This is a genomic window from Eleftheria terrae, from assembly GCF_030419005.1.
GTDB lineage: Bacteria > Pseudomonadota > Gammaproteobacteria > Burkholderiales > Burkholderiaceae_C > Caldimonas > Caldimonas terrae.
On record NZ_CP106951.1, the window covers coordinates 4,218,247 to 4,241,116 of the forward strand.

At 73.1% G+C, this 22,870-nt stretch carries 18 protein-coding genes; 11 read left to right on the top strand and 7 right to left on the bottom strand.

Going from position 1 to position 22,870, the window contains the following annotated elements:
• Positions 1–15: 15 nt before the first annotated feature.
• From N7L95_RS18855 to N7L95_RS18870, 4 genes are read left to right on the top strand one after another with little or no spacing between them, the layout of a single operon-like run.
• Positions 16–1,032, top strand: coding sequence for a zinc-dependent alcohol dehydrogenase (locus tag N7L95_RS18855; protein ID WP_301256791.1), 1,017 nt, complete (start codon positions 16–18; stop codon positions 1,030–1,032).
• A 36-nt stretch (positions 1,033–1,068) separates the two neighbouring features.
• Positions 1,069–1,485, top strand: a complete 417-nt coding sequence (locus N7L95_RS18860) for a 6-pyruvoyl trahydropterin synthase family protein (protein ID WP_301256792.1) — start codon at positions 1,069–1,071, stop codon at positions 1,483–1,485.
• Positions 1,482–2,543, top strand: a complete 1,062-nt coding sequence (locus tag N7L95_RS18865) for a glycosyltransferase family 4 protein (RefSeq protein ID WP_301256793.1) — start codon at positions 1,482–1,484, stop codon at positions 2,541–2,543. Before N7L95_RS18860 ends, N7L95_RS18865 begins: the two co-directional genes overlap by 4 nt.
• A complete protein-coding gene (locus N7L95_RS18870) occupies positions 2,540–3,403 on the top strand; it encodes a class I SAM-dependent methyltransferase (protein ID WP_301256794.1) in 864 nt (287 codons plus the stop codon). Before N7L95_RS18865 ends, N7L95_RS18870 begins: the two co-directional genes overlap by 4 nt.
• A gap of 289 nt (positions 3,404–3,692) precedes the next feature.
• Here the strand turns inward: N7L95_RS18870 and N7L95_RS18875 are convergent, their stop codons facing one another.
• Positions 3,693–4,574, bottom strand: coding sequence for a RibD family protein (locus tag N7L95_RS18875; RefSeq protein ID WP_301256795.1), 882 nt, complete (start codon positions 4,572–4,574; stop codon positions 3,693–3,695).
• 112 nt (positions 4,575–4,686) lie between these two features.
• Between N7L95_RS18875 and ribA the strand changes: the two genes are divergently transcribed.
• A complete protein-coding gene (gene ribA / locus N7L95_RS18880) occupies positions 4,687–5,865 on the top strand; it encodes a GTP cyclohydrolase II (RefSeq protein ID WP_301256796.1) in 1,179 nt (392 codons plus the stop codon).
• Between the two features lie 298 nt (positions 5,866–6,163).
• On the opposite strand, the gene N7L95_RS18885 is transcribed toward ribA, so the two are convergent.
• Positions 6,164–7,012: a hypothetical protein gene (locus N7L95_RS18885; protein WP_301256797.1), complete on the bottom strand. Its 849-nt coding sequence runs from the start codon at positions 7,010–7,012 to the stop codon at positions 6,164–6,166.
• A gap of 181 nt (positions 7,013–7,193) precedes the next feature.
• Between N7L95_RS18885 and N7L95_RS18890 the strand changes: the two genes are divergently transcribed.
• Complete coding sequence (locus N7L95_RS18890; RefSeq protein ID WP_301256798.1) at positions 7,194–8,099, top strand: substrate-binding periplasmic protein; 906 nt, start codon at positions 7,194–7,196, stop codon at positions 8,097–8,099.
• Between the two features lie 20 nt (positions 8,100–8,119).
• Here the strand turns inward: N7L95_RS18890 and N7L95_RS18895 are convergent, their stop codons facing one another.
• Positions 8,120–8,404 carry a hypothetical protein gene (locus N7L95_RS18895; RefSeq protein WP_301256799.1) on the bottom strand — a complete coding sequence of 95 codons (285 nt, stop codon included), beginning with the start codon at positions 8,402–8,404 and terminating at the stop codon, positions 8,120–8,122.
• Positions 8,405–9,364: 960 nt separating this feature from the next.
• Between N7L95_RS18895 and N7L95_RS18900 the strand changes: the two genes are divergently transcribed.
• Positions 9,365–11,062, top strand: a complete 1,698-nt coding sequence (locus N7L95_RS18900; protein WP_301256800.1) for an ExeA family protein — start codon at positions 9,365–9,367, stop codon at positions 11,060–11,062.
• A gap of 6 nt (positions 11,063–11,068) precedes the next feature.
• Positions 11,069–11,962: a general secretion pathway protein GspB gene (locus tag N7L95_RS18905; protein ID WP_301256801.1), complete on the top strand. Its 894-nt coding sequence runs from the start codon at positions 11,069–11,071 to the stop codon at positions 11,960–11,962.
• 110 nt (positions 11,963–12,072) lie between these two features.
• On the opposite strand, the gene N7L95_RS18910 is transcribed toward N7L95_RS18905, so the two are convergent.
• A complete protein-coding gene (locus tag N7L95_RS18910) occupies positions 12,073–12,414 on the bottom strand; it encodes a hypothetical protein (protein WP_301256802.1) in 342 nt (113 codons plus the stop codon).
• Positions 12,415–12,985: 571 nt separating this feature from the next.
• Between N7L95_RS18910 and pth2 the strand changes: the two genes are divergently transcribed.
• A complete protein-coding gene (gene pth2 / locus N7L95_RS18915) occupies positions 12,986–13,405 on the top strand; it encodes an aminoacyl-tRNA hydrolase (protein ID WP_301256803.1) in 420 nt (139 codons plus the stop codon).
• A 116-nt stretch (positions 13,406–13,521) separates the two neighbouring features.
• Here the strand turns inward: pth2 and N7L95_RS18920 are convergent, their stop codons facing one another.
• Positions 13,522–14,727, bottom strand: a complete 1,206-nt coding sequence (locus tag N7L95_RS18920; protein ID WP_301256804.1) for a calcium-binding protein — start codon at positions 14,725–14,727, stop codon at positions 13,522–13,524.
• Between the two features lie 1,148 nt (positions 14,728–15,875).
• On the opposite strand from N7L95_RS18920, the gene N7L95_RS18925 reads away from it, so the two are divergent.
• Positions 15,876–16,409 (top strand): hypothetical protein, encoded by a 534-nt coding sequence (locus tag N7L95_RS18925; RefSeq protein ID WP_301256805.1) that lies wholly within the window; start codon positions 15,876–15,878, stop codon positions 16,407–16,409.
• Here the strand turns inward: N7L95_RS18925 and N7L95_RS18930 are convergent.
• A complete protein-coding gene (locus N7L95_RS18930; RefSeq protein ID WP_301256806.1) occupies positions 16,387–17,310 on the bottom strand; it encodes a helix-turn-helix domain-containing protein in 924 nt (307 codons plus the stop codon). The two genes, N7L95_RS18925 and N7L95_RS18930, sit on opposite strands and share 23 nt — an antisense overlap.
• Before the next feature lie 92 nt (positions 17,311–17,402).
• Here N7L95_RS18930 and pobA point away from each other — a divergent pair, with 92 nt between their 5' ends.
• Positions 17,403–18,614, top strand: coding sequence for a 4-hydroxybenzoate 3-monooxygenase (gene pobA, locus N7L95_RS18935; protein WP_301256807.1), 1,212 nt, complete (start codon positions 17,403–17,405; stop codon positions 18,612–18,614).
• Between the two features lie 552 nt (positions 18,615–19,166).
• Here the strand turns inward: pobA and N7L95_RS18940 are convergent.
• The gene (locus N7L95_RS18940; RefSeq protein ID WP_301256808.1) at positions 19,167–22,772 is read right to left on the bottom strand and encodes a hybrid sensor histidine kinase/response regulator; all 3,606 of its coding nucleotides are present in this window, start codon (positions 22,770–22,772) and stop codon (positions 19,167–19,169) included.
• Positions 22,773–22,870 lie beyond the last annotated feature (98 nt).

The following is a 22,870-nucleotide window of genomic DNA, read 5'->3' on the forward strand; positions in this document are numbered from 1 at the left end:
CTTTGCATCCCGCACATGTCAACCGCTTCGTCCTTCCCCGTCAAGCCCGGCGCTTCCCCAGGGCCGGCCCGCGCCTGCTGGGTGACCGCGCCCGGCCGCGCCGAGATCCGCGGCGAGACCGTGCCGCCGCCCGGCGCCGGCGAGGTGCAGGTGCGCGCGCTGCACAGCGGCATCAGTCGCGGCACCGAGACCCTGGTGTTCCGCGGTGAGGTGCCACCGGGCGAGTACGAACGCATGCGCGCACCCTTCCAGGCCGGCGATTTCCCTGGGCCGGTGAAGTACGGCTACTGCAATGTCGGCGTGGTCGAGGTGGGGCCGGCCGAGCTGCTGGGGCGGCCCGTCTTCTGCCTCTACCCGCACCAGACCCGCTATGTCGTGCCGGCCGGCGCGGTGCTGCCGCTGCCGGCGCAGCTGCCACCCGGCCGTGCGGTGCTGGCGGCCAACCTGGAAACCGCCGTCAATGCGCTGTGGGACGCCGCGCCGCGCATCGGTGACCGCATCTCGGTGGTGGGCGGCGGGGTGGTCGGCCTGCTGGTCGCCTGGCTGGCGGCCCGGCTGCCGGGCTGCGAGGTCGAGGTGGTCGACACCCATGCCGCGCGGCACAGCATCGCCGAGGCGCTGGGCGCCCGTTTTGCGTCGCCCGGGGCGGCCACGCCGGAGGCCGACCTGGTGGTGCATGCCAGCGGCCAGCCGGAGGGGCTGGCCACCGCGCTGCGGCTGGCCGGCTTCGAGGCCACCGTGCTGGAGCTGAGCTGGTATGGCCGGCGGCCCGTCACGCTGCCGCTGGGCGAGGCCTTCCATGCGCGCCGGCTGCGGCTGCAGAGCTCGCAGGTCGGCCAGGTGGCGACCGCCCAGCGCGGCCGCTGGAGCCACCGCCGCCGGCTGGCACTGGCCTTGTCGCTGCTGGCGCAGGCGCCGGTGCTCGATGCCCTGCTGACCGACTGCGCCGATTTCGAGGCGCTGCCGCAGGTGCTGCAGCGCCTGTCGCAGGGCGCACCCGACACGCTGTGCCAGCGCATCGACTATCCCTGACCCTTCGTCCCCACCTTGCAGGAGCCCGAGCCCGCCATGTACAGCGTCAATGTCCGCGACCATTTCATGATCGCCCACAGCTTCCGCGGAGCCGTCTTCGGCCCGGCCCAGCGCCTGCACGGCGCCACCTATGTGGTGGACCTGGAGCTGCGCCGCCGCGAACTCGATGCCGACGGCGTGGTGGTCGACATCGGCCTGGCCACCGAGGCGCTGCGGGGCGTGCTGGCGGAGTTGAACTTCCGCAACCTCGACGAGGAGCCGGCCTTCGCCGGCCGCAACACCACCACCGAATTCCTGGCCCGGGCGATCCACCAGCGGCTGGCGGCGCAGGTGGCAGCCGGCCGGCTCGGGCCACATGCCGGCGGCCTGGACAGCGCGCGCGTCACGCTGCACGAGTCGCACGTGGCCTGGGCCGCCTACGACGCCCCGCTGCAGCCGGCGGCGCCGGCATGAGTGGCGGCCCGCGGCGCTGCGCCTTCCTGGTGCCGGGTGCGCTCGACACGCCGACCGGCGGCTTTCGCTACGACCGGCGTGTGATCGAGGGCCTGCGGGCGGCCGGCTGGCAGGTGCAGCTGCTGGTGCTGGAGGGCGGCTTCCCGTGGCCGGACGACGCCACCTGCGCACGAGCCGAGGCCGCACTCGCGGCGCTGCCCGACGGGCTGCCCGTGGTGGCCGACGGCCTGGCCTTCGGCTGCCTGCCAGCCCTGGCCGAGCGCCATGCGGGGCGCCTGCGCTGGCTGGCCCTGGTGCACCACCCGCTGGCTTTCGAGACCGGGCTGCAGGCGCGGCAGCGCGAGGCGCTGTTCGCCAGCGAAGTCCGTGCGCTGGCCTGTGCCAGGCAGGTGGTGGTCACCAGCGAATCCACCGCGCTGGCGCTGGCCGACTTTGCGGTGCCGCCGCAGCGGCTGGCGGTGGTGCCGCCGGGCACCGACCCGGTGGCCTGCCCGCCGCGCGATCCCGGCTCGGCCGGGCGGCTGCTGTGCGTTGCGACGCTCACGCCGCGCAAGGGCCACGCGCTGCTGGTCGAAGCCCTGGCCGGACTGCAGGACCGGGCCTGGACGCTCGACTGCGTGGGCAGCACGAGCCGCGACGCGGCCTGTGCGGACGCAGTGCGCCGGGCCGTCGTGGCCCATGGCCTGGCGTCGCGCGTGCGCCTGCACGGCGAGGTCGACGAACGCCAGCTGCAGGCGGCCTACCGCGCGGCCGACGCGCTGGTGCTCGCCAGCTTCCATGAAGGCTACGGCATGGTGCTGGCCGAGGCGCTGGCGCACGGCCTGCCGGTGCTTGCCACGCAGGCCGGCGCGGTGGGCGGCACCGTGCCGCCCGGCGCCGGGCGGCTGGTGCCCCCCGGCGACGTGCCGGCATTGCGCGCTGCACTGGCCGCTTGGCTGGACGATGCCGCCCTGCGCGCCCGCCTACAGCAGGGCGCCCGGGCGGCTGCCCCGCGGCTGCCGGGCTGGCCGCAGGCCGTGGCCCGGTTCGACCGCCTGCTGCAGGAGCTGGCCCGATGAGCGGCTTCAGCGCGGAGTGGCTGCGCCTGCGCGAGCCGTTCGACCGGGCCGCCCGCGATGCCGCCGCAGGGGCGTTGCGGCTCGACACCCTGGCACGGCGCTGCGGCGCTGCGGCCGCCGAGCCCTTCACCGTGCTGGACCTCGGCTGCGGCACCGGCGCCAACCTGCGCTACCTGGCGCCGCGGCTGGGCGGCACCCAGCACTGGTGGCTGGTGGACCACGACCCGGCGCTGCTGGCTGCGCTGCCAGCGGCACTGGCCGACGCGGCCGCCGGGCCGGGCTATCGCTTCGAGCACCGGGGCAGGGGCGGGCGGTGGTCCGGCCCCGGCTTCTCGGCCGAGCTGGAACTGCTGCCGCTGGACCTGTCGCAGGCCCTCGGCGAGGCACCGTTCGCCAAGGCCCGGCTGGTCACCGCCTCGGCCTTGCTCGATCTGGTTTCTGCGTCCTGGCTCGGCCGCCTGGCGGCGCATTGCGAAGCCGCCGGCGCCGCCCTGCTGTTCGCCCTCAACGTGGACGGCCGCATCGGCTGGACACCGGCCGATGCGGACGACGAACGGGTGCGCCGCCTGTTCGCGGCGCACCAGCGGCGCGACAAGGGCTTCGGCGCGGCGCTGGGAGCGGCCGCGGTGCCGCTGCTGGCGCAGCGACTGGCGGCGGCCGGCTGGAAGGTGCAGCAGGCGGAAAGCGACTGGCAGCTGCCGCCCGGCGAGATGCAGGCCGCCCTGCTGGCCGGCATGGCGGCGGCCGCGCAGGAGCAGGCGCCCGGGGAAGCCGCTGCGGTGGCTGACTGGTGTCGCCGCAGGCGCCTGCAGCCGGCCGAGCTGCGGGTGGGGCATCTCGACCTGCTGGCAGAGCGCTGAGACCGGAATGTGGCGGGCCGCCGCAGGGCGGCAGAGCGCCGTGGCCGTGGGGCCGGGCAGCGGATAGGGACCCGAGGGGGCGGCGGCGCGGCGCCCGCCAAGGCCGGCGCCGCGCCACTCGAAGGCCGCAGCGCGCCACTCGCCCAGGCGCCGTCGCGACCTGCCGCCCGCCCGGCGCCACCAGGCGCCGTCTTCGGCGCGCCCTCCGGCTGCCTTGCGCGCCGTCTCCTGCTTCTTCTTCGTGTTCCGTGCGACCCCTGCGGGGTGCCTGGGCCGATGCCGTCAGCCGTCAGCCACCGCGCAGGTCAAGGTCCCACAGGATGTCGCAGCCCATCTGCACCGTGCGGCAGGGCGGGCGCAGCGCCTCGCTCAGCCGGGTGGCCCGCGGCGCCTGCACGCCCGGCCGGCCGCGGCCGATCAGCAGCGGGGCGATCGCCAGGTGCAGGCGGTCCAGGCAGCCCTGCGCGAGAAAGCGCGAGACGGTGACGCCGCCGCCTTCGACGAACAGCAGCGACAGGCCGCGGCCTTGCAGCGCCGCGATGGCGGGCGCCAGGCGCGGTTCACCGTCTGCCCCCAGCAGGCCGGGCACGGCGAGCACCCGTTCGGCACCGAGCCGGGCCACCGCGGCGGCGGCATGCGCGGCATCGCACAGCAGCAGGGTGGGGGCCGCTTCGTCGCTGAACAGGCCGGCCCCGGCGGGGGCGCGCAGCCGCGGGTCCAGCACCACGCGCACCGGCTGCGGCCCGGTGACCAGGCGGGTGGTCAGCCGCGGGTTGTCGGCGGCCACCGTGCCGGCCCCCACCAGCACGGCATCGCTCAAGGCACGCAGCCGGTGCAGGTGCACCAGATTCTCCGGGCCGTTGACGAAGCAGGAGTCGCCGCTGTGCGTGGCGACGCAGCCGTCCAGGCTCTGGCCGAGCTGGCCGATGACCCAGGTGGGCGCCCCGGCCTGCCGGTCCAGCAGTGGCTTGTAGAGGGGGAACAGCGCCTGCGCCTCGGCCGCCCAGCTGCCCTGCAGCTGCCAGCCGGCCTCGGGCTGCCAGGCCAGGCCGGCGTCGGCCGTGCCGCCCAGCACCCGGGCGGACGGCGTCGCCAGGCGCCGTTGCCCGGCGGCCTGCAGGCACAGTGTCCACAGGCGGTCCATGCCGGGGCGGGGGGCGGAGGCGTTCAAGGGCGTTGACGGGCCAGGCAGGGGACAATAGGCGGTGCGACATCCGGCGCCGCCGTGGCGGTGCCGGCGCCCGCCCTGCACCGGCGCCGGGCGAGCCTTATGCTAGCAGCCTATGAACGACCGAACCTTCCAGCTTCCCGACGCCGCCGCCCTGCATACCGACGACGAACTGGCCGCCATCCGCGTGGACCGCGCGCAGACCGAACTGAAACACGGCCGCGGCCTGGCGGTGATCGATCCGCAGCACCCCTCGTCCGTCCTGCTGGTGGCTGCGGTCGAGACGCTGACGCCGGCCCGCCTGAAATGGTTCGCCGCGCTGGACGCCGGCCTGTCGCTGCTGCTGACCGCCGAACGCTGCCAGGCCATCGCGCTGCCACAGGCCGAGGGCGCGGTGGCGCTGCGCCTGCCGGCGGGCGCCAGCGTCGAGGAGCTGCAGCAGCTGGGCGCGGTGCTGCCCGGCCACGGCGTGCCCGAGCGCCTGCGCGAGATGCTGCAGGCCCAGGCCGGCCTCGGCCTGCCGGCCGCCACGCCGGCCATGGAGGCGGCATTGGCGCTGGCCAAGCGGGCGCGCCTGACGCCGGCGCTGCTGGTGGCCGAGCCGCGCTCCTTGCTGCCCGGCACGCTGGAGGCGGCCCACCTGCTGCAGGTGTCCACCGCCGACGTGGCGCTGGTGCGCCAGCATGCGCACCTGCGCCTGCGCCGCGTCAGCGATGCGCGGGTGCCGATCGCAGCGCACGAGGACTGCACCCTGGTGCTGTTCCGCGAGTGGCATGGCGACGCCGAGCATGTCGCCATCGTGGTCGGCCGGCCCGACCTGCAGCAACCGGTGCCGGTGCGCCTGCATTCTTCCTGCCTCACCGGCGACCTGCTCGGCAGCCTGCGCTGCGACTGCGGCGACCAGCTGCAGGACGCCATCGAGCGCCTGGCCGAAACCGGTGGCGTGCTGCTCTACCTGGCCCAGGAAGGCCGCGGCACCGGCCTCGGCAACAAGCTGCGGGCCTACCGGCTGCAGGACGCCGGGCTGGACACCATCGATGCCGACCGCTACCTGGGTTTCCGCTCGGACGAGCGCGATTTCGGCGCCGCGGTGGCCATGCTGCAGGCGCTCGGCGTCCAGCGCATCCGGCTGATGACCAACAACCCGCTCAAGATCGCCGCCATCCGCAGCGGTGGCATCGACGTGGTGGACCGCATCCCGCTGATCGCCCCGGTCAACCCGCACAACGAGCGCTACATCCGCACCAAGCGCGAACGCGCCGGCCACCTGACCCGGGGCGAAGAACAGGAGTGAGGCGGGCCTGCGCTCACTGGCGCCCCCGCCCTGTCGCCGGGTGGCGCGACGGCTGCGGTAGCGCTGGCCCCTGGTGCACCGGCCAGGCGCCGGCCCGCCGGATCGGGTCAACCGGCCGGACTGCTTGACGGCTGGCCTGCCCGCCTGCCGCTCCGTCCGCCGCCGAACCGCGGCGGCACCCGCCACGTCCGGGCGGCGGCCCAGCGGTCTTGCGGCGGCGGCAATGCCCCGGCGGGCCGCACGGGCGCCTTCGAGGGCGGCCTGACGTCGCCATCCGCAGCGCGCCCGCCGCCCGGCGTCACCAGCGCGGCTGGTAGTAGGGCTCGTCCTCACCGGCCGCCGGCGCACCCGCGGGCCCCAGTGTGGCCATCAGCAGCGCCCCGCCGGCACACAGCGCGGCAAGCAGGGCGACGGCCAGCGGCTCGCTCAGCGCCCGCCGGCCGGGCAGGCGCCGGTGGCGCAGCACGCGTTCCGCCGCGAAGCCTGCAAGTAGCGGCAGCAGCAGACCCGGCTTCGCCGGCGTCAGCACCAGCAAGGCCCAGGCGGTGCAGAGCCAGGCCAGGCTGGCCGGCAGCCAGGCCGCCGCACTGAAGCGGACGCGGGGCGTGGGCCACAGCCATGGCAGGAGGCCAGCGCAGGCGCAGGCGAGCAGCAGCGCCAGCTGGAACAACAGCATCGAGCCCAGCATGAAGGCCAGCAGCGCGACGCCCAGTGACGCGGGCCCGAGCAACGCCGGCCCGCTGGCCCGCTCGGCCGGCGTGTGCGCCAGCGCGGCCAGCACCGCGCTGCCGGCTGCCCAGGCGGCCGCAGCCAGCGGCCAGCTGGCGCCCCGCAGCCAGGCCAGCGCCAATGCCCACAGCACGGCGCCGAGCAGCGTGGCCACGCGCGCCGAGAGGCGGAAGGCATCGAGCAGCAGGCCGGCCAGCAGTGCCCCGGCCACCAGCCACGGCAGTTTCTCGGTCAAGCCCTGGGGATGGAGCGGCCAGCCGAGCATCCAGCCGCTGGCCAGCAGCACCGACAGCCCCAGGGCGGCGCCCGCCCGGCGGGCCGGTCGGGCCGCGTCGCCGTGCCGCAGCAGACCGGCGCCGGCCAGCGCCAGCAGCAGTGGCAGGGCCACGCTCTGCATCAGTGGATGGTTCAGGTCCATGCCGACTCCCTGCCGCGGCACCGGTGCCGCCCAGGCTGCATCGTAGCCAGCTCGGGCGTGCCGGACGAGCTGCCGTGCACTGCGTCACGGCCGGGCGTCACGCTGGCCCGGCCCTCGCGTTGCTTCGGATTTCGAGCAGATGGTAAGTTTTGCGGCTGCACAGTTTTGCAAAGGAGCGCCAATGGCGCGACCGATCGCCACCCGGGCGATGCATGTCCTGGGAGCCTGCCTGCTGGTCGTTGCAGCGCTGGCGCGCGCACAGCCGGCCGGGCGCGAGCCGCAGGAAGTGAGGTATCTGCACAGCGAGTCGGACAGCACCCGCTACGCCTATTACTACGCCTTGATCGAGCTGGTGCTGCGACGCACCGACGCCAGCCACGGCCCCCACCGGCTCAAGCCCTATCGGCAGGACATGAGCTCGGCGCGGCTGAACCGGGAGGCGATCCGCGGCGACCGGGTCAACCTGCACTGGAGCGATGCCGGCCATCCCGAGCTGGAGCACGGCATGATCCCCGTGCCCATCCCGCTCGACAAGGGCATGCTGGGGCACCGCGTGCTGCTGATCCGCAAGCAGGACCAGCCGCGCTTCGCCCGCATCCGCACCCTGGCCGACCTGCGCCGGCTGCGCCTGGGGCAGGGCAGCCACTGGGGCGACAACAAGGTGCTGCGCCACAACGGCATCGAGGTGGTGGAGGCGAGCCGCTACGGGCCGCTGTTCGCGATGCTGATGGCCGGCCGCTTCGACGCCTTTCCACGCGGCGCCAACGAAGCGCCGCAGGAATACGCCGCCCGCCGGGGCCAGCTGCCCGGCCTGCAGGTGGAGCAGACGCTGGTGATCACCTACCCGATGCCGGTCTTCTTCTATGTGTCGAAGAACAGCCCCGCCCTGGCCGAGCGGCTGCGCGACGGGCTGGAAGCCATGGTGGCCGATGGCAGCCTGTCGGCCTTGTTCGATCGCTTCTACAAGGACAGCCTGAGCAGCCTGCGCCTCAGTGAACGCACCGTGATCGAGCTGGAGAACCCTTTCCTGCCTGCCAATGTGCCCTTCGACCGCAAGGAGCTGTGGCTGGACCTGAAGAACTACTGAGCGAGCTGTCGGCCCGTCGCTCAGCCGCGGCGGGTGCTCTCGATGCACGCGCAGGCGGTCCCGTCGCCGCTGTGCGGCTGCCGAGGCGGCCAGGCCAGCAGCGCGACCGGCAGCAGGAGGGTCCATTGCGGCAGCTGCCACAACATCGCCGGCCCGCCGAACACCGTTGCGACCACCAGGAAGACGGCGCCGAAAGCGCCCCACGACAGCGCCACCAGCCGCCGCATTGGCACATGGCGTGGCGAGCGCCCCGCCCAGGCGGCCATGGCCAATGCGGCGGCCGACAACAACAGCGTGCAGGACACCAGGTGCCAGCAGGCATAGCAGCAGCGCGAGGTGTTGCGGCAGCGGTGACTGCAGCAGCGGCTCCTGCACTTCCGCCGTGCCGGCGAAGAGGTGCAGCAGCGCCGTGCCGCTTGCGAGCACGGCGGCCAGGCAGAGGCGGCGGGAACGGGCAGTGGTCATGGCAGCAGGGGGTGGACGACGCGTCAGGCACCAGGCAGGAGGGGCCGCACCATTGGAGATGCCGGCCCCTGGACGTCAAACCCCCAAAGGCGGGAATCGAGGCTGCCTGGGAATGTCGTTGGGCTGGGGGCTTGGGGCTTGGGGCTGGGGGCTTGGGGCTTGGGGCTTGGGGATTGGGGATTGGGGATTGGGGATTGGGCGTGGTGTTGGGTGTTGGGTGTTGGGTGTTGGGGGAGCGGGCAATGAGCCGGGAGCCGGCCCTGGCCGCTGCGACCGCAATCGCACCCGCCGCAGTCACGCCCTAGCTGCCGCCCGGCCCGGCCCGGCCCGGCCCGGCCCGACCCGACTCAACACAGCCGCAGTTGCAGTTGCAGTTGCAGACCAGACCAGACCAGATCCCAGCCCTGACCCTGACCCTGACCGAGCCGAGCCGAGCCGAGCCGAGTCAAGCCAAGCCAAGCCAAGCCAAGCCAAGCCAAGCCAAGCCAAGCCAAGCCAAGCCAAGCCAAGCCAAGCCAAGCCCAAGCCCAAGCCCAAGCCCAAGCCCAAGCCCAAGCCCAAGCCCAAGCGCGCGGCCGAGGGGTGACATTTCCCGGCAACGAGGTGCCGAGGCAGGCAGGGCCGTCGCCACCCCCGCCCACCATGCGGCCGCATGAATGCGGGGGCGGACACGCCGGGACACCCCAACCTCCTGCAGAATGGCCGCCGGCGTCGGCGCCCCCGGTGCCGGCCGGGGCCCTGCGGCCGGCCGCCTGCCATGGCGCCGGGCCGGGCCGCCCGTCAAAGTATCCTTGGTACCCATGTACGCGAAACACTTCGGCCTGCAACGCGAGCCTTTCTCGATCGCGCCGGACCCGCGCTACCTGTTCATGAGCGACAGGCACCGCGAAGCGCTGGCACACCTGCGCTACGGCCTGCGGGGCGGTGGCGGCTTCGTGCTGCTCACCGGCGAGATCGGCGCGGGCAAGACCACCGTGTGCCGCTGCTTCCTCGAGCGGGTGCCCAAGCGGTGCAACGTCGCCTACATCTTCAACCCGAAACTGACCGTGGACGAGCTGGTGCGCTCGGTCTGCGACGAATTTCGCATCCCGCGCGACGAGGCGAGCACTGGGCCGGCCACCGTCAAGGACTGCGTCGACGCGCTGAACGACTACCTGCTCAAGACCCATGCCGTCGGCCAGAACAATGTGCTCATCATCGACGAGGCGCAGAACCTGTCGCCCGACGTGCTTGAGCAGTTGCGCCTGCTGACCAACCTGGAGACCAACCAGCGCAAGCTGCTGCAGATCATCCTGATCGGCCAGCCGGAGCTGCGCACGATGCTGGCGCGCCCCGAGCTGGAGCAGCTGGCGCAGCGGGTGATTGCCCGCTACCACCTGGATGCCCTGTCCGAATCCGAAACCGCGCAGTACATCCGCCACCGCCTGGCGGTGGCCGGCATGACCATGCCGCTGCCGTTCGACCGCAAGGCGGTGCAGCGCATCCACCAGCTCTCGCGCGGCGTGCCGCGGCGCATCAACCTCCTGTGCAGCCGGGCCTTGCTGGGCGCCTATGGCAGTGGCAAGGCCGCGGTGGACCGCGACATCGTGGACAAGGCCGCGGCCGAGGTCTTCGACCAGGCCCCGCCACCGGCTGCCCCTCGCCCCAAGCACGGTCGCGTGGCGGTGCTGGGGCTGGGCCTGGCCGCCGGCGTGGCGATTTCAGGCCTGGCCACGCTGTGGATGGGCCGTGGCACGGCCGAGTCGGCGCTGGCCGCACCGCCCGCCTCGCCGGTAGCGGCGGCGGCGTCCGCCACGATGCAAGCGGTGGTGGCCCGCGTCGGGCCGGCCGTGCCGCCGGCCACCGGTGTCCCGGCCTCCGCGCCGACCGCGGCGGCGGCCGCCACCGCGGCGGGCCTGCAGCCCCCGATCCGCAACGAGAACGAGGCCTGGCGCGAGCTCGCCCAGGCCTGGAAGGTGACCCTCGGCGACAACGAGGCCGATGCCTGCCAGGCCGCCCAGCTGCAGCAGCTGCAGTGCTTCAGGACCGCCAGCAGCGGACTGGCGCAGATCCGCCAGCTCGGGCGGCCGGGCATCCTGATCCTGCATGATGAAAACGACAAGACCGTGTATGCACTCCTGACCGGGCTGACCACCGAGACCGCGACCCTGCGCATGCGGGGCGTTTCACAGACCGTCTCGCTGGCCTCGCTGGCCGGCCTGTGGCGCGGCGAGTTCGCCACCTTCTGGCGTGCGCCGCCCGGCTATCGCGACAGCGGGGTCGACCTGGCTGCCGAAGGCGGGCCGGGGGCCGCCTGGCTGGCCGCCCAGCTGGCCCGCCTGCCGGCCGGCGCCCGCCCCGCCCACACCCAGCAGCCCGGCTCGGCGCTCAAGGCCCAGGTGCATGCCTTCCAGGTGGCTCAGGGCCTGAAGCCCGACGGTGTGGCCGGCCCGGTCACGCTGATGCAGCTGAACCGCGCCACCGGCGTTGACGAACCGCGCCTGCTGGCGGAAAGGTAGAGCGCCATGTCCTACATCCTCGATGCATTGCGGCGGGCCGAGTCGGAGCGCGAGCGCGGCTCGGTACCGAGCATCCACACCTTGCCGGCACCGGTGTCCGCCGACGATTTCCCGGCCGAGCGCAAGGCGCGACCCTGGCCCTGGGTGGTGGTGGGCGTGACGCTGGGCCTGGCCGTGCCGCTGGCCTGGCAATGGTTCGGGCGGGAGGCGCCGCCGCAACGGCTGGCCGCCGCAGCGACCGAGCCGGCGCCCGCGCCCATGGCGCCGCCGCCCGGGCCCGCCACCGGGGGCGCGGTGCCGGGGGCGGGCGGCCCGGCAGGGACGGTCGCCGCGGTCGATCCCGCCCTGGCCGGCGCGCCGCCGGCAGGGCCTCCTTCGGCCGACCCGCTGTCGCCGGGCGGCGCCGCGGCGCCATCGGCCGCGCCTCCTGCACTGCCTCCTGCAGCGCCTCCCGCACCGCCGACGGCAGCGGCCGTACCGGCGGTGTCGCCGGCACCGGCACCTGCGCTGGCGCCCACCTCACCACCGAGGAACAGCCCACGCACCAGCGCGGCGGCCCGGCCGGCAGGCACCGAGGGCAGCGCGGCCGGTGTCGCGCGGCGCTCGCCTGCGCCATCTTCTTCCGAGGCCCGCCGCGAGCCGGCCACCGAGCCGGCGGCAGCGCCGGAGCGGCGCGTCTATGCCCTCGGCGAGCTGCCCGAGCAGGTGCGGCGTTCGCTGCCTCAGCTCTCGGTGGGGGGCTCGATCCATTCCGACAATTCGTCCGACCGCATCCTGATCATCAACGGCGAGCTGTTCCACGAGGGCGACCATGTCGCGCCCGATGTCACGCTGGAGAAGATCGAGCTCAAGCGGGCGGTGCTCCGGCACAAGGGCTATCGCTGGAGCCTGGCGTACTGATCGGCGCGGCGGCCACACGGGCGCTGCCGGCCCGACACGGGCCTCCTGGGTGGAGGCAAGGCGAGAGGGCGCCTGGGAATTCCTTCACCGGCCGGGACGACGGTGGCTGTTCAGGGGTGGAGCCGGCGCAGCAGCTCACCGGCCCAGTCCGGCAGCCGGTCCGCCTCGAAGGTTTCGGTCTGGCCGTACTCGTCGCCTTCGATCACGGCGCTGTGGGTGACGGTGCCGCTGCCGTCGACGGCCAGCGCCAGCCAGCCATGGTCGCCGGCCTCCCATTCGAGCGAGATGCTGCCATCGGGCTCAGCCAGCACTTCGGGCGCCGGCCACTCCACCGTGACAAGGTCGAGCAGGCGTTGCGCCTCTTCGATGGCGGTGGCGCTGGGCAGGCTCCAGGGCCGGCTGGCGGCCAGGAGTCGGACTTCGTCCAGGGCAGCTGACAACAGGGGTGACATGACTCGATTCTGCTCGCAAGCCTCGCCGCCGGGTAGCGCCCGCGGCCACGGGCTGTCTCTGTCTACAGTCGCAGGAGCGCTCGGGCCGCCCCGGCGCCAGCGGTCCCGGCGCAGGTTCTGTAGCATCTGTGCACGCGCCGCACCGCGCGTCACCGCACAGCGTCCGTCGGCACCCCGTGCCGCCGGTGGCGCGGGCGACGCAAGTGGACGGACGGCCTGCGAGGCGACGACGCTTTACGCCAGTGGCCCGAACCCATAAGGCGCACGAGCGGCTCCGGGCTCCGGGCTCCGGGCAATGAGTCTCCGGCTTGGGATCAACGTGAGATGTTTCGCGAGCGGTGATCCGTGAGCCAAAGCTCGTAGCCAAAGCCCGTAGCCGAAGCCCGTAGCCCGTAGCCCGTAGCCCGTAGCCCGTAGCCCGTAGCCCGTAGCCCGTAGCCCGTGACTGCAACTGCAACTGCAACTGCAACTGCAACTGCAACTGCAACTGCCGCCCCGGCCGTGCCTCGGCTCAATGCGGGCCTTGACCGTGATCTCCAGCGCTCCTTCTACCTTCACCTCTCTCCGAGCCATGCCCAACAACTCCCCGGAAACCGACTACAAGCAGGTCATCGTGCTGCGCAAGGACCTGCAGATGCGCAAGGGCAAGATGGTGGCGCAGGGCGCCCATGCCTCCATGGCGGTGTTCACCCGCGGGCCGGGGACGCGGTTCGTCGCCGGCCCCCACGGGCTGGAGATGCGCGTGCTGCTCGACGACAGTGCGGCCGCCTGGCTGACCGGCCGCTTCCGCAAGATCTGCGTTTCGGCCGACAGCGAAGCAGAGCTGCTGTCCTTGCACCAGCGTGCGCTTGATGCGGGACTGCCCTGTGCCTTGATCCAGGACAGCGGTATCACCGAGTTCGGTGGCGTGCCCACCTATACCGCCCTGGCCATCGGCCCCGGCTCGAACGAACGCATCGATCCCCTCACCGGCGGGCTCAAGCTGCTGTAGCGTCAGCAGGGCAGGGCAACCTTCCTGCCCTTGCACCGCCCGCGACCCTCAAAGCATGCCGCCGCGTCGGCTCGCGCTGCCACGCCGGCGCGCCGATGCTGTGGCGCGCCACCGCATCAGCTGCCGTAGATGAAATCGTTGGCCTGCAGGGCCGCCGCCGCATCGGGTGCCAGCTTGGCGAGCAAGAGGGCATCGCCGCCCAGCGCGGCGGTCGGGTTGTACCAGACCTCTCCGTCGCGGCTGTCCACATAGATGCCGCTGCCTGCGCCGGCCGGGTTGCCGTCGATCCCCGCACCCTTGTAGAAGCACGCCGCGGCCAGCGCGTGACCCTCCGTCGCTCCTCCGGTGAAATCCAGGCCCAGCACGCCGGCATCGACGGCGCCGGCCAGCCCGCTGTCCAGCGAATCGCACAGGGCCAGCCGGTCTTCATCGTGCCGGAAGTCCTTCAGCGTATCGGCATTCGAGAGGCCGGCCGTGCCGAAGTCGAACAGGTCGCTGCCCGCTCCGCCCAGCAAGGTGTCGTTGCCCTGGCCGCCATCCAGACGGTCCTGGCCTGCGCCACCGTCCAGCTGGTCGTTGCCGTCCAGGCCGTCGAGCTCGTTGTCGAAATCATTGCCGTGCAGCACGTTCGCCAGGGCGTTGCCGCGGGCCAGCCGGGCGCCGGCGACGGACAGCAGGCTCAGGTTCTCGACGTTGGCGCCCAGCGTGTAGTCGAAGGGGGCGTAGACCTGGTCGATGCCGCCCAGCGGCCCGTCTTCGACGATGCGGTCGGCCCTGCTGTCGATGTAGTAGAGGTCGTTGCCGGCTCCGCCGACGAGGGTGTCGTCACCGCCCGTGTCGTTCAGCACGTCGTCGCCGGCGCCGCCGTCCAGCAGGTCGTTGCCGACGCCGCCGTCCAGCGTGTCGAGGCCGGCACCGCCGTAGAGCTTGTCCTCGCCCGCCTCGCCGGCGAGGCTGTTGTTGCGGTCGTTGCCCTGCAGCGTGTTGTCCAGCTCGTTGCCGATGCCATTGACTGCCGCGGCCACCAGCTGGTACCCGCCGCCGGGCGCCGTCACGAGCTGCGTCGGCGTGTTGTCGAGCACCAGCGTCTCGACCTGGCTGGCCAGCGTGTACAGGTAGAGCCGCGACACCACGGTGTCCTGGCCCTCGCCGGCTGCCTCCAGCACTTGGTCGCCATTGGAGTTGACGCGATAGGTGTCGTCGTTGAGCCCGCCGGACATGCGATCGTCGCCATACGACCAGTTGGCGTTGAGGATGCTGCTCGCGTCATTGCTGGGGTCGCGCAGCGTGTCGCTGCCGACCGTGCCGTTGATGATGGCCATGGTGTGTGCTCCGTGAGAGGAAAAGGAACCAACCCGGCGCAGCCCGTTGGGCCGCGCCGGTTGGGATGGCGATCTGCCGGCAAGGTGTTACATCGCGGTGCGGCCGCTGGACGGGCTGCTGTGGCGGGGTAGAGCCGTCAGCCCGCGGGCATGCCTTGTGGGTCGAGCCCTCGGTGCCCCCGTCGTGACAATGGCGCCGCCCTGTGCAGGCCACCGGGGGGGCGTGGAGCGGCGTGTTCCGCCGCAGGTGGCGGCACCTGCACAGCACCTCGGATGCGAGCGCGGTGGGCAGCGCCGCAGCGTCTGCCGGCAAGCATGGTTCGCTTCAAGTCCGACCCCCGATATGTTCCAGCCCGCGATGCCGCCGGCCTGGTGATGCACCACAGTGCCGTCGCCTTCAGGGCGTGTCGCCGAAGCGCGGCAGTCGTCGGATGGGCACGCGCGCCCCGCGCACCTAGAGCGCGGAAGGTGGTGTCGCAGGCCAACCCTGGTCCTCAGCCTAGGCGCATCCGCCGCGCATGGGAAAAAGCAATGTGTAAGAGACAGTCAACGGCCCGGGGCGCCGGCCGGCATGCCAGCTGGGGGGCCTCCTTCCTGCGCCGTGCATCGGACACAAGCAGGCCTTGCTTTTGCAGTCGTCGTCGCAACGGCAGAGGGCGGTGGGCCGCGCACCGCTCACGGTTCACGGTCGGCCGCTGGCCGCTGGCCGCTGGCCGCTGGCCGCTGGCCGCTGGCCGCTGACCGCTGACCGCTGACCGCTGGCCGCTGGCCGCTGGCCGCTGGCCGCTGGCCGCTGGCCGCTGGCCGCTGGCCGCTGGCCGCTGGCCGCTGGCCGCTGACTGCTGACTGCTGACTGCTGACTGCTGACTGCTGGCCGCTGGCCGCTGGCCGCTGGCCGCTGGCCGCTGGCCGCTGGCCGCTGGCCGCTGACCGCTGACCGCTGACCGCTGTCGCGGCCGTGCGCCGGCGCTCCAGCCCGGGGTCCAGCCGCGCGGTGCCACTGCGCCTGCGGGCCTGCCGGCTTCCCTCTTCTGGTGGTGGTGCCGCATGCGCCCTTTTTTCTAAACTGCGCCCCAACCAGGCACCTGACGCTGTCATGTATCGCGGGGCAGCGGACAGGTGCTTCTTCCCAACACAGGGGGCGTGCGATGAGATTGCTTTCAGGCGCCGTGCTGACGGCTTGTGTGGTGCTGACGGGTTGTGCGGCAACCGTGAACCGGGGCGAGGGTGAAGCGGCGCCCTTGCGCATTCCGGTCGATGCGTCCAAGCGCATCGTGCTGAGCGTCTCCGGCTCGCCCAAGGCCAGCCAGTCGTCCGACTGGGCCGACTTCCGCGCGGTCTGGCGCGATGCCATGCAGGCCGAAGCCAGCGCCGCCGACAAGCGCTTCAACTGGCAGGACGGCAACAGCAAGCCCGGCCGCGAGGCCGGCACCCTGCTGCAGGTGCAGGTGGAGGACTACCGCTACGTCTCCACCGGGGCGCGCTACGGCCTCGGCGCGATGACGGGCAACGCCTATGTCAATGCCCGGGTGCGCTTCGTCGATGCGCGCTCGGGGGCGGTCTACGGGGAGCGCTCGTACAACACCTCGTCCACCGCCTGGCAGGGCATCTTCTCCGCCATGACGGCCCAGCAGGTGCAGGCCATTTGCAAGGAACTGGTCAGCGAGGTGCGGGCGAACTGAGCCCCGCGGGCCGGCGCGCCAGCTCGCGGCGCGCGGCAGCACGGAAGTCGCTGGGGGCACTGCCGGTCTGCCGCGCGAAGAAGCGGGTGAAATAGGCCGCCTCCGAGAATCCGAGCGACAGGGCGATCTCCTTCACGCTCAGCAGCGAGTAGGCCAGGTCGCGCTGCGCCTCCAGGACCAGGCGGCGGTGCAGTGCGCCGAGCGCCGAAGTGCCGAACACCTGGCGGCAGACCCGGTTGAGTTGCGTCGGCGTGATGCCCAGCTGCCCGGCATAGAACGCCAGGCTGCGCTCGGTGCGGAAGGATTGCTCCAGCAAGGCCCGGAAGCGCTGTGCATGCTGCAGGCTGCGCGCCGCCGGCCCTTGCGCCCGCCGCTGGGCGTCGGCAACCGCCCGGGCGAGATGCACCAGCGCCAACGCCCAGGCCGAGGCAATGGCGGTGCGACGGCCCACCGCAAAGCCATGGGCCTCTGCCGTCAGCACGGCCACTGCCTGGTCGACCTGGGCGAAGCCGACGGCCGAGCGGTGTGGCCAGCACAGGCAGTGCGGGGCTTGCAGGCGGGCGGCCAGTTCGGGTGCGTCGGCCGGCAGGCGGTCGAGCTGGCCTTCGGCGACCGTCACCACCACGCCGTCGATGTCACTGGAGAAGCGAAAGCCGTGCACCGTGAGGGCGGGCACATAAATCACGCAGGGGGCGACGAAGGGATGCCGCTGCGCCTCGAACACCGCCTCACCGGTGCCTGAGCGCAGGCACAGCAGCTGCACCAGCGCGTCGTGCCGGTGCGGCTTGATCTCCCAGCCATGCAGGCGGCTGCGCTCGGCGATGGACTCCACATGCAGGCTGTCGGGCACATGGGCCCGTTGCAGCTCGCCGTAGAGGGTGTAGGTGGGAACCCGGGTCATGCGGGCGACGGCGAGTGGCGATGTTCCGATTGTCCAAGTGATTGTCGTATCCGTCCATTTCGCCGGGACCTTGCGCTCGGTAGGCTCCAACGATGCAGGCTTCTTCTTTTCCCTCGCGCACGGGCGCTCGCACCCAGGTGGCCATCGTCGGCGCCGGCCCGGCCGGGCTGCTGCTGGCCCAGCTGCTGCACCGCGCCGGCGTGGCGACGGTCGTGCTCGAGCAGCGCAGCCAGGAGCATGTGCTCGGCCGCATCCGCGCCGGCATCATCGAGCAGGTGACGCAGGACCTGCTGGACGAGGCCGGCGTGGGCCAGCGGATGCACCGCGAGGGGCTGGTTCACCACGGCATTGCCCTGGCCTTTGCCGGTCGCCGCCATCGGCTCGACCTGCATGCCCTCACCGGTGGCCGCGCAGTGCGTGTCTACGGCCAGACCGAGATCACCCGCGACCTGATGGCCGCACGCGAGGCGGCGGGCCTGCCCACGGTGTACGAGGCGGCGGAGGTGCAGCTGCACGGCTTCGATGCGCCCCACCCGCGGGTGAGCTGGCGCGAGGGCGGCCAGCTGCGGGAGCTGGCCTGCGACTTCATCGCCGGCTGCGACGGCTTCCACGGCATCAGCCGGGCCAGCGTGCCGCCACGTGCGCTGGCCGTGTTCGAGCGCCTCTATCCCTTCGGCTGGCTGGGCCTGCTGGCGGACACGCCACCCGTGTCGGACGAGCTGATCTATTCCAACCATGCGCGCGGTTTTGCGCTGTGCAGCATGCGCTCGCCCACCCGCAGCCGGCACTACCTGCAGTGCAGCCTGGCCGACCGGGTGGAGCGCTGGAGCGACGACGATTTCTGGGACGAGCTGCGCCGCCGCCTCGACCCGGCCGCGGCCGAGGCGCTGGTGACCGGGCCGTCGCTGGAGAAGGGCATCGCGCCGCTGCGCAGCTTCGTGGTGGAGCCGATGCGCTTCGGCCGGCTGTTCCTGGCCGGCGACGCGGCCCACATCGTGCCGCCCACCGGGGCCAAGGGCCTGAACCTGGCGGCCTCGGACGTGCGCTATCTTTCGCGGGCGCTGATCGAGCATTACGCCGAACGCAGCGATGCCGGCCTCGACGCCTATTCGGCCAGGTGCCTGCGGCGCGTCTGGAAGGCCGAGCGCTTCTCCTGGCACATGACGAGCCTGCTGCACCGCTTCCCCGACACCGACGACTTCGGCCACAAGTTGCAGGAGGCGGAGCTTGACTACCTGGTGCATTCCCGTGCCGCGGCCACGGCGCTGGCCGAAAACTATGTGGGCCTGCCGCTGGAGGACTGAGTGGGGCGGCGCGCCGCCGGCCCGTGGAGCGGCTGACCGGCATACGGCCTGCCTGCATCGGGGCATGCCGGCAGCCTGGGGCACGCGGGGCTGAAGGGCCGAGGCCGCTGAGGGGGCTACGGGCGCTGAAGGGCGCAGGGCGCTGAGGGGGCTGAAGGCCTGAGGGATGGATTTGCGAGGCTGCACCGCTGCGGCGGGGCTGGCCAGCCGCCGGCGTCGTGCAGTGCGAGCCAGGCCGTCCGCCTCGTGCGGCGGCGGTCGCCGCGTTGCCTGAACACCGTTGCCGGCCTGCCGCCTTCAACCCTCCGGCGGCTGCTGCAGCCAAGCCCGTGCTGCGGGGCGTGCCGCCACGACCGCAAGCCTGGCCGCCCGCCTGGTGCGCCGGCGGTCGCCGCGTCGCCTGAACACGGTTGCCGGCCTTACGCCTTCCCTCCGGCGGCTGCTTCAGCCCAGCCAGTGCGCGGCGCGTGCCGCCGCGGCTGCAAGCCGTGCCGCCCGCCTCGTGCGGCGCCGGTCGCCGTGCCGCCTCGACACGCCGCCGACCTGCCGCCTTCAACGCTCCGGCGGCTGCTGCAGCCAAGCCAGCGCCGCGGCGCGTGCCGCCGCGACCGCGGCATTGAGCCGCTCGCGGGTGGCGGGCGGCAGGGCCTGGCCGCCGCGGCTGCTCAGCTCGGCATGGCGGGCGCGCTCCTGCAGCGCCTGCATGCCCAGCGAGCCGGCCACGCCCTTGAGGCTATGGGCCGCGCGGGCAGCGGTCTCCGGCGGGTCGCCGGCCTGTAGCGGCGGCTCGGCATACAGCTCCACGAAACGCTGCAGCGCCCGCCGCAGGATGGCCGGCGAGCCGCCGCAGCCGCGCAGGGCGGCCTGCGCGTCGAGCACGCTGGGCCCGTCGACCGGCGGCGGTGCGTCCGGCGGGCCGGGCCGGGCCGGCGTGTCGGCCCAGCGGGCCGGGCGGGTGGCGGCATCCACCTCGGGCTGCTGGCCGCCCCAGCGTTGCAGCGTGCGCAACAGCAGCGCGGTGTCGATCGGCTTGGCCAGGTGGTCGTCCATGCCGGCCGCCAGCGAGCGCTCGCGGTCGCCCGCCATGGCGTGTGCCGTCATCGCGATGATGGGCAGCCAGGCGTGCGGGCCGCCCAGCGCCCGAATGCGGCGGGTCGCCTCGAAGCCGTCCATCTCAGGCATCTGCACGTCCATCAGCACGGCGTCGAAGCTGTCGTGCTGAACTGCCTCCACCGCTTCGCGGCCGCTGCCCACCGTGCTCACCTGCACGCCGGCGCGCTGCAGCAACTCGATGGCCAGTTCCCGGTTGAGCGGGTTGTCTTCGGCCAGCAGCACCTTCATGCCGCGCAAGGCTGGCAGGCTGAGGTGGCCGGGGCGGGTGGCGGGGTCGCTGCTCGCCTCGCCCAGCGCAACGCGCAGCGGCGCCGGCAGCACCGGCTTGCTCAGCCAGCCGTGCACGCCGGCCCGTTGCGACTGCTGCCGCAAGGTGTCGGGCTCCTGCGGGCGGCACATCAGCAGCACGCGGGGCGCTGGCGCCTCGCGGGCGAATTCCGCGGCCAGTGACAGCGCGGCGCCATCGGGCAGCCCGGCGTCCAGCAGGACGACGGTGCGACGCAGGCCCTGCGGCCGGTGCGCCTGCCAGAGCTGGCGCGCCTCGGCCGCGCCGGCGGCACCGGCCGCCTGGTGGCCCATGCCCTGCAGCAGCCGCACCAGCGCGGCGCGGGTGGCGGCATCGTCATCCACCACCAGCACCCATTGCGGCCGGGCCGGCGGCAGCGGGCCGCCCAGCGGCGTGCCCGGCTCGCAGGCGGTCAGCGGCAGCTCGAACCAGAAGGTGGCGCCAGCGCCGGGCCGCGACTGCACGCCGATCTGCCCGCCCATCAGCTCCAGCAGGCGGCGGCAGATCACCAGGCCCAGGCCGGTGCCGCCGAAGCGCCGCGTGGTGGAGTTGTCGGCCTGGCTGAAGGGCTGGAACAGCAGCGCCTGCTGCGCCGCATCCAGCCCGATGCCGGTGTCGCTGACCTCGAAGCGCAGCCGCCGTGGCGCCGTCCCGGGCACCGCCGCCAGCACGCCGGCGCGCAGCACCACCCGGCCCTGCGCGGTGAACTTCACCGCATTGGCCAGCAGGTTGGTCAGCACCTGCGCCAGCCGCGTCGGATCGCCCAGGTGCTCGGCCGGCAGCGAGGCGGGCAGGTCCATCACCAGCTCCAGGCCCTTCTCGGCCGCCTGCAGGCCGACCACGTCCACCACCTGTTCCAGCACCTCGTGCAGCGAGAAGCGAGTGGCCTCCACCTCCAGCCGGCCGGCCTCGATCTTGGAGAAGTCGAGGATGTCGTTCAACACCCGCAGCAGGTTGCGCGCCGCGCCATTGGCCTTGGCCACATGCTGCTGCTCGCGCGGCGGCAGCTCGCCGAGCAGGGCCAGGCCGGTCATGCCGATGATGGCGTTCATCGGCGTGCGGATCTCGTGGCTCATGTTGGCCAGGAATTCGCTCTTGAGCCGGTTGGCTTCCTCGGCCGCGGCGCGGGCCCGCTCGATGGCCTGGGTGGCCTGCTTCTGCTCGGTGATGTCGAGGGTGGCACCCACCACCCGCAGCGTGCGCCCGGCCGGGTTGCGGACGTGGCGCAGCCGGGTGCGCACGGTCCGCACCTCGCCGTCGGGCCGCAGGATGCGGTACTCGTCCACATCCACCGGCTCGCCACTCAGGGTCCGGGCCGCGGCCGTGCGTACGCGGTCGAGGTCGTCCGGATGCAGCCGCTCCTCCCAGGTGTTCAGGGTGGGCTGGAAGTGGCGGGGATCTTCGCCGTAGATGCGGTACAGCTCGTCGTTCCACTCGGTGCGGCCGGCTTCCAGGTCGAGCAGCCAGATGCCCAGCCCCGAGGCGGAGATGGCCAGCTGCAGCCGGTTCGACAGTTCCTCGGCGCGCTGCGCGGTGACGCGCTGCTCGGTGACGTCCAGGTCCAGGCCGATCGCGCGCAGCGGCCGGCCCTGGCCGTCACGCTCGATGCGCCCGACGCAGCGCACATGGCGCAAGCCGCGCGCCGGATGCCGCACGCCATACTCCAGGTTGAAGCTGTCGCACTGCGGGTCGTCCAGGTGGGCCCGCCAGCGCTGCACGGTGGCGGCTGCGGTGTCCGGCGCGAGGCTGGCCTCCCAGGCGCCCGGGCGGTCGTTGAGCGGCTGGCCGTAGAGGTCGTCGCCGCGCTCGTCCCATTCCAGCCGGCCGCTGGCCGCGTCGTAGACCCACACCGAGGCATGCACCGCCGACAGCGCCACGTTCAGGCGCGCATTGAGCTCCCGCAGCGCTTCCTGGGCCCGCAGGTCGGACAGCCGGGCCTCGGCGTCACGGGTGATGTCGTGGTCCAGGCCCACCACGCGGCAGGCCGCGCCACGCGCGTCGCGTTCCACCTTGCCGACGCTGCGCAGCCAGCGCACCCCGCCCTCCGGCAACCGCACGCGGAACTGCACGTCGTACACCGATTCCTGGGCCAGCACCTGCTCGAAGCGCCGCTCGAGCCGCTCCCGGTCCTCCGGGTGCACCAGGGCACGCACCGCCTCGTAGCTCATCTCGCGGGCGGGCCCCGCCGCGCCAAGCAGCGCCAGCACCCGGGCGTCGAGCATGAAGTGGCGGCGCGCCACGTCGTACTCCCAGACGCCGAAGCTGGCCGCCTGCGCGGCCAGCTCCAGCCGGTTGTTCAATTCGCGCAATTCGCGCTCGTGCTCGCGCAGCACGCGGTCCTCGGCCAGCAGGTGCTGGGCCCGCTGGACATACGCCCGCAGCGCCAGCGCCAGCAAGGACAGCAGCAAGGCGAATCCGGTGAACAGCACCGCCTGCAACCAGGGCGGGCCGGCGTTGGCGACTGCCGGACTGGCCCCCGACAGCGCGAACAGCAAGGCCGCCGCCAGGCCGCCGGCCAGCAGCCCGCCGACCGCGCCGAGCACCAGCGTGAGCAGGACGACCGGCACCAGCAGCACCAGGGCCTGCAACGCGTAGACGGTGCCGCCTTGCCAGAGCCAGCCGCCACCGAGCACCAGCACCACCAGCGAGAGCAGCACCGTGAGCAGCCGCCCGCGCGGGCTGGTGCTGCTCCAGCGCAGCCACTGCAGCACAGCCCGCCAGGAGCGCAGGGATGCCAGGGAATCAGGAGAGGACCACATGCCAGCCGGTGTAGGTTTGTTGCCGGAAGTTACCACGGCAGAGCCCCCGGTCGGCAGAAGAAATGCCGCCGGCCGCACCGCGGCTGGACGTGCAGCCT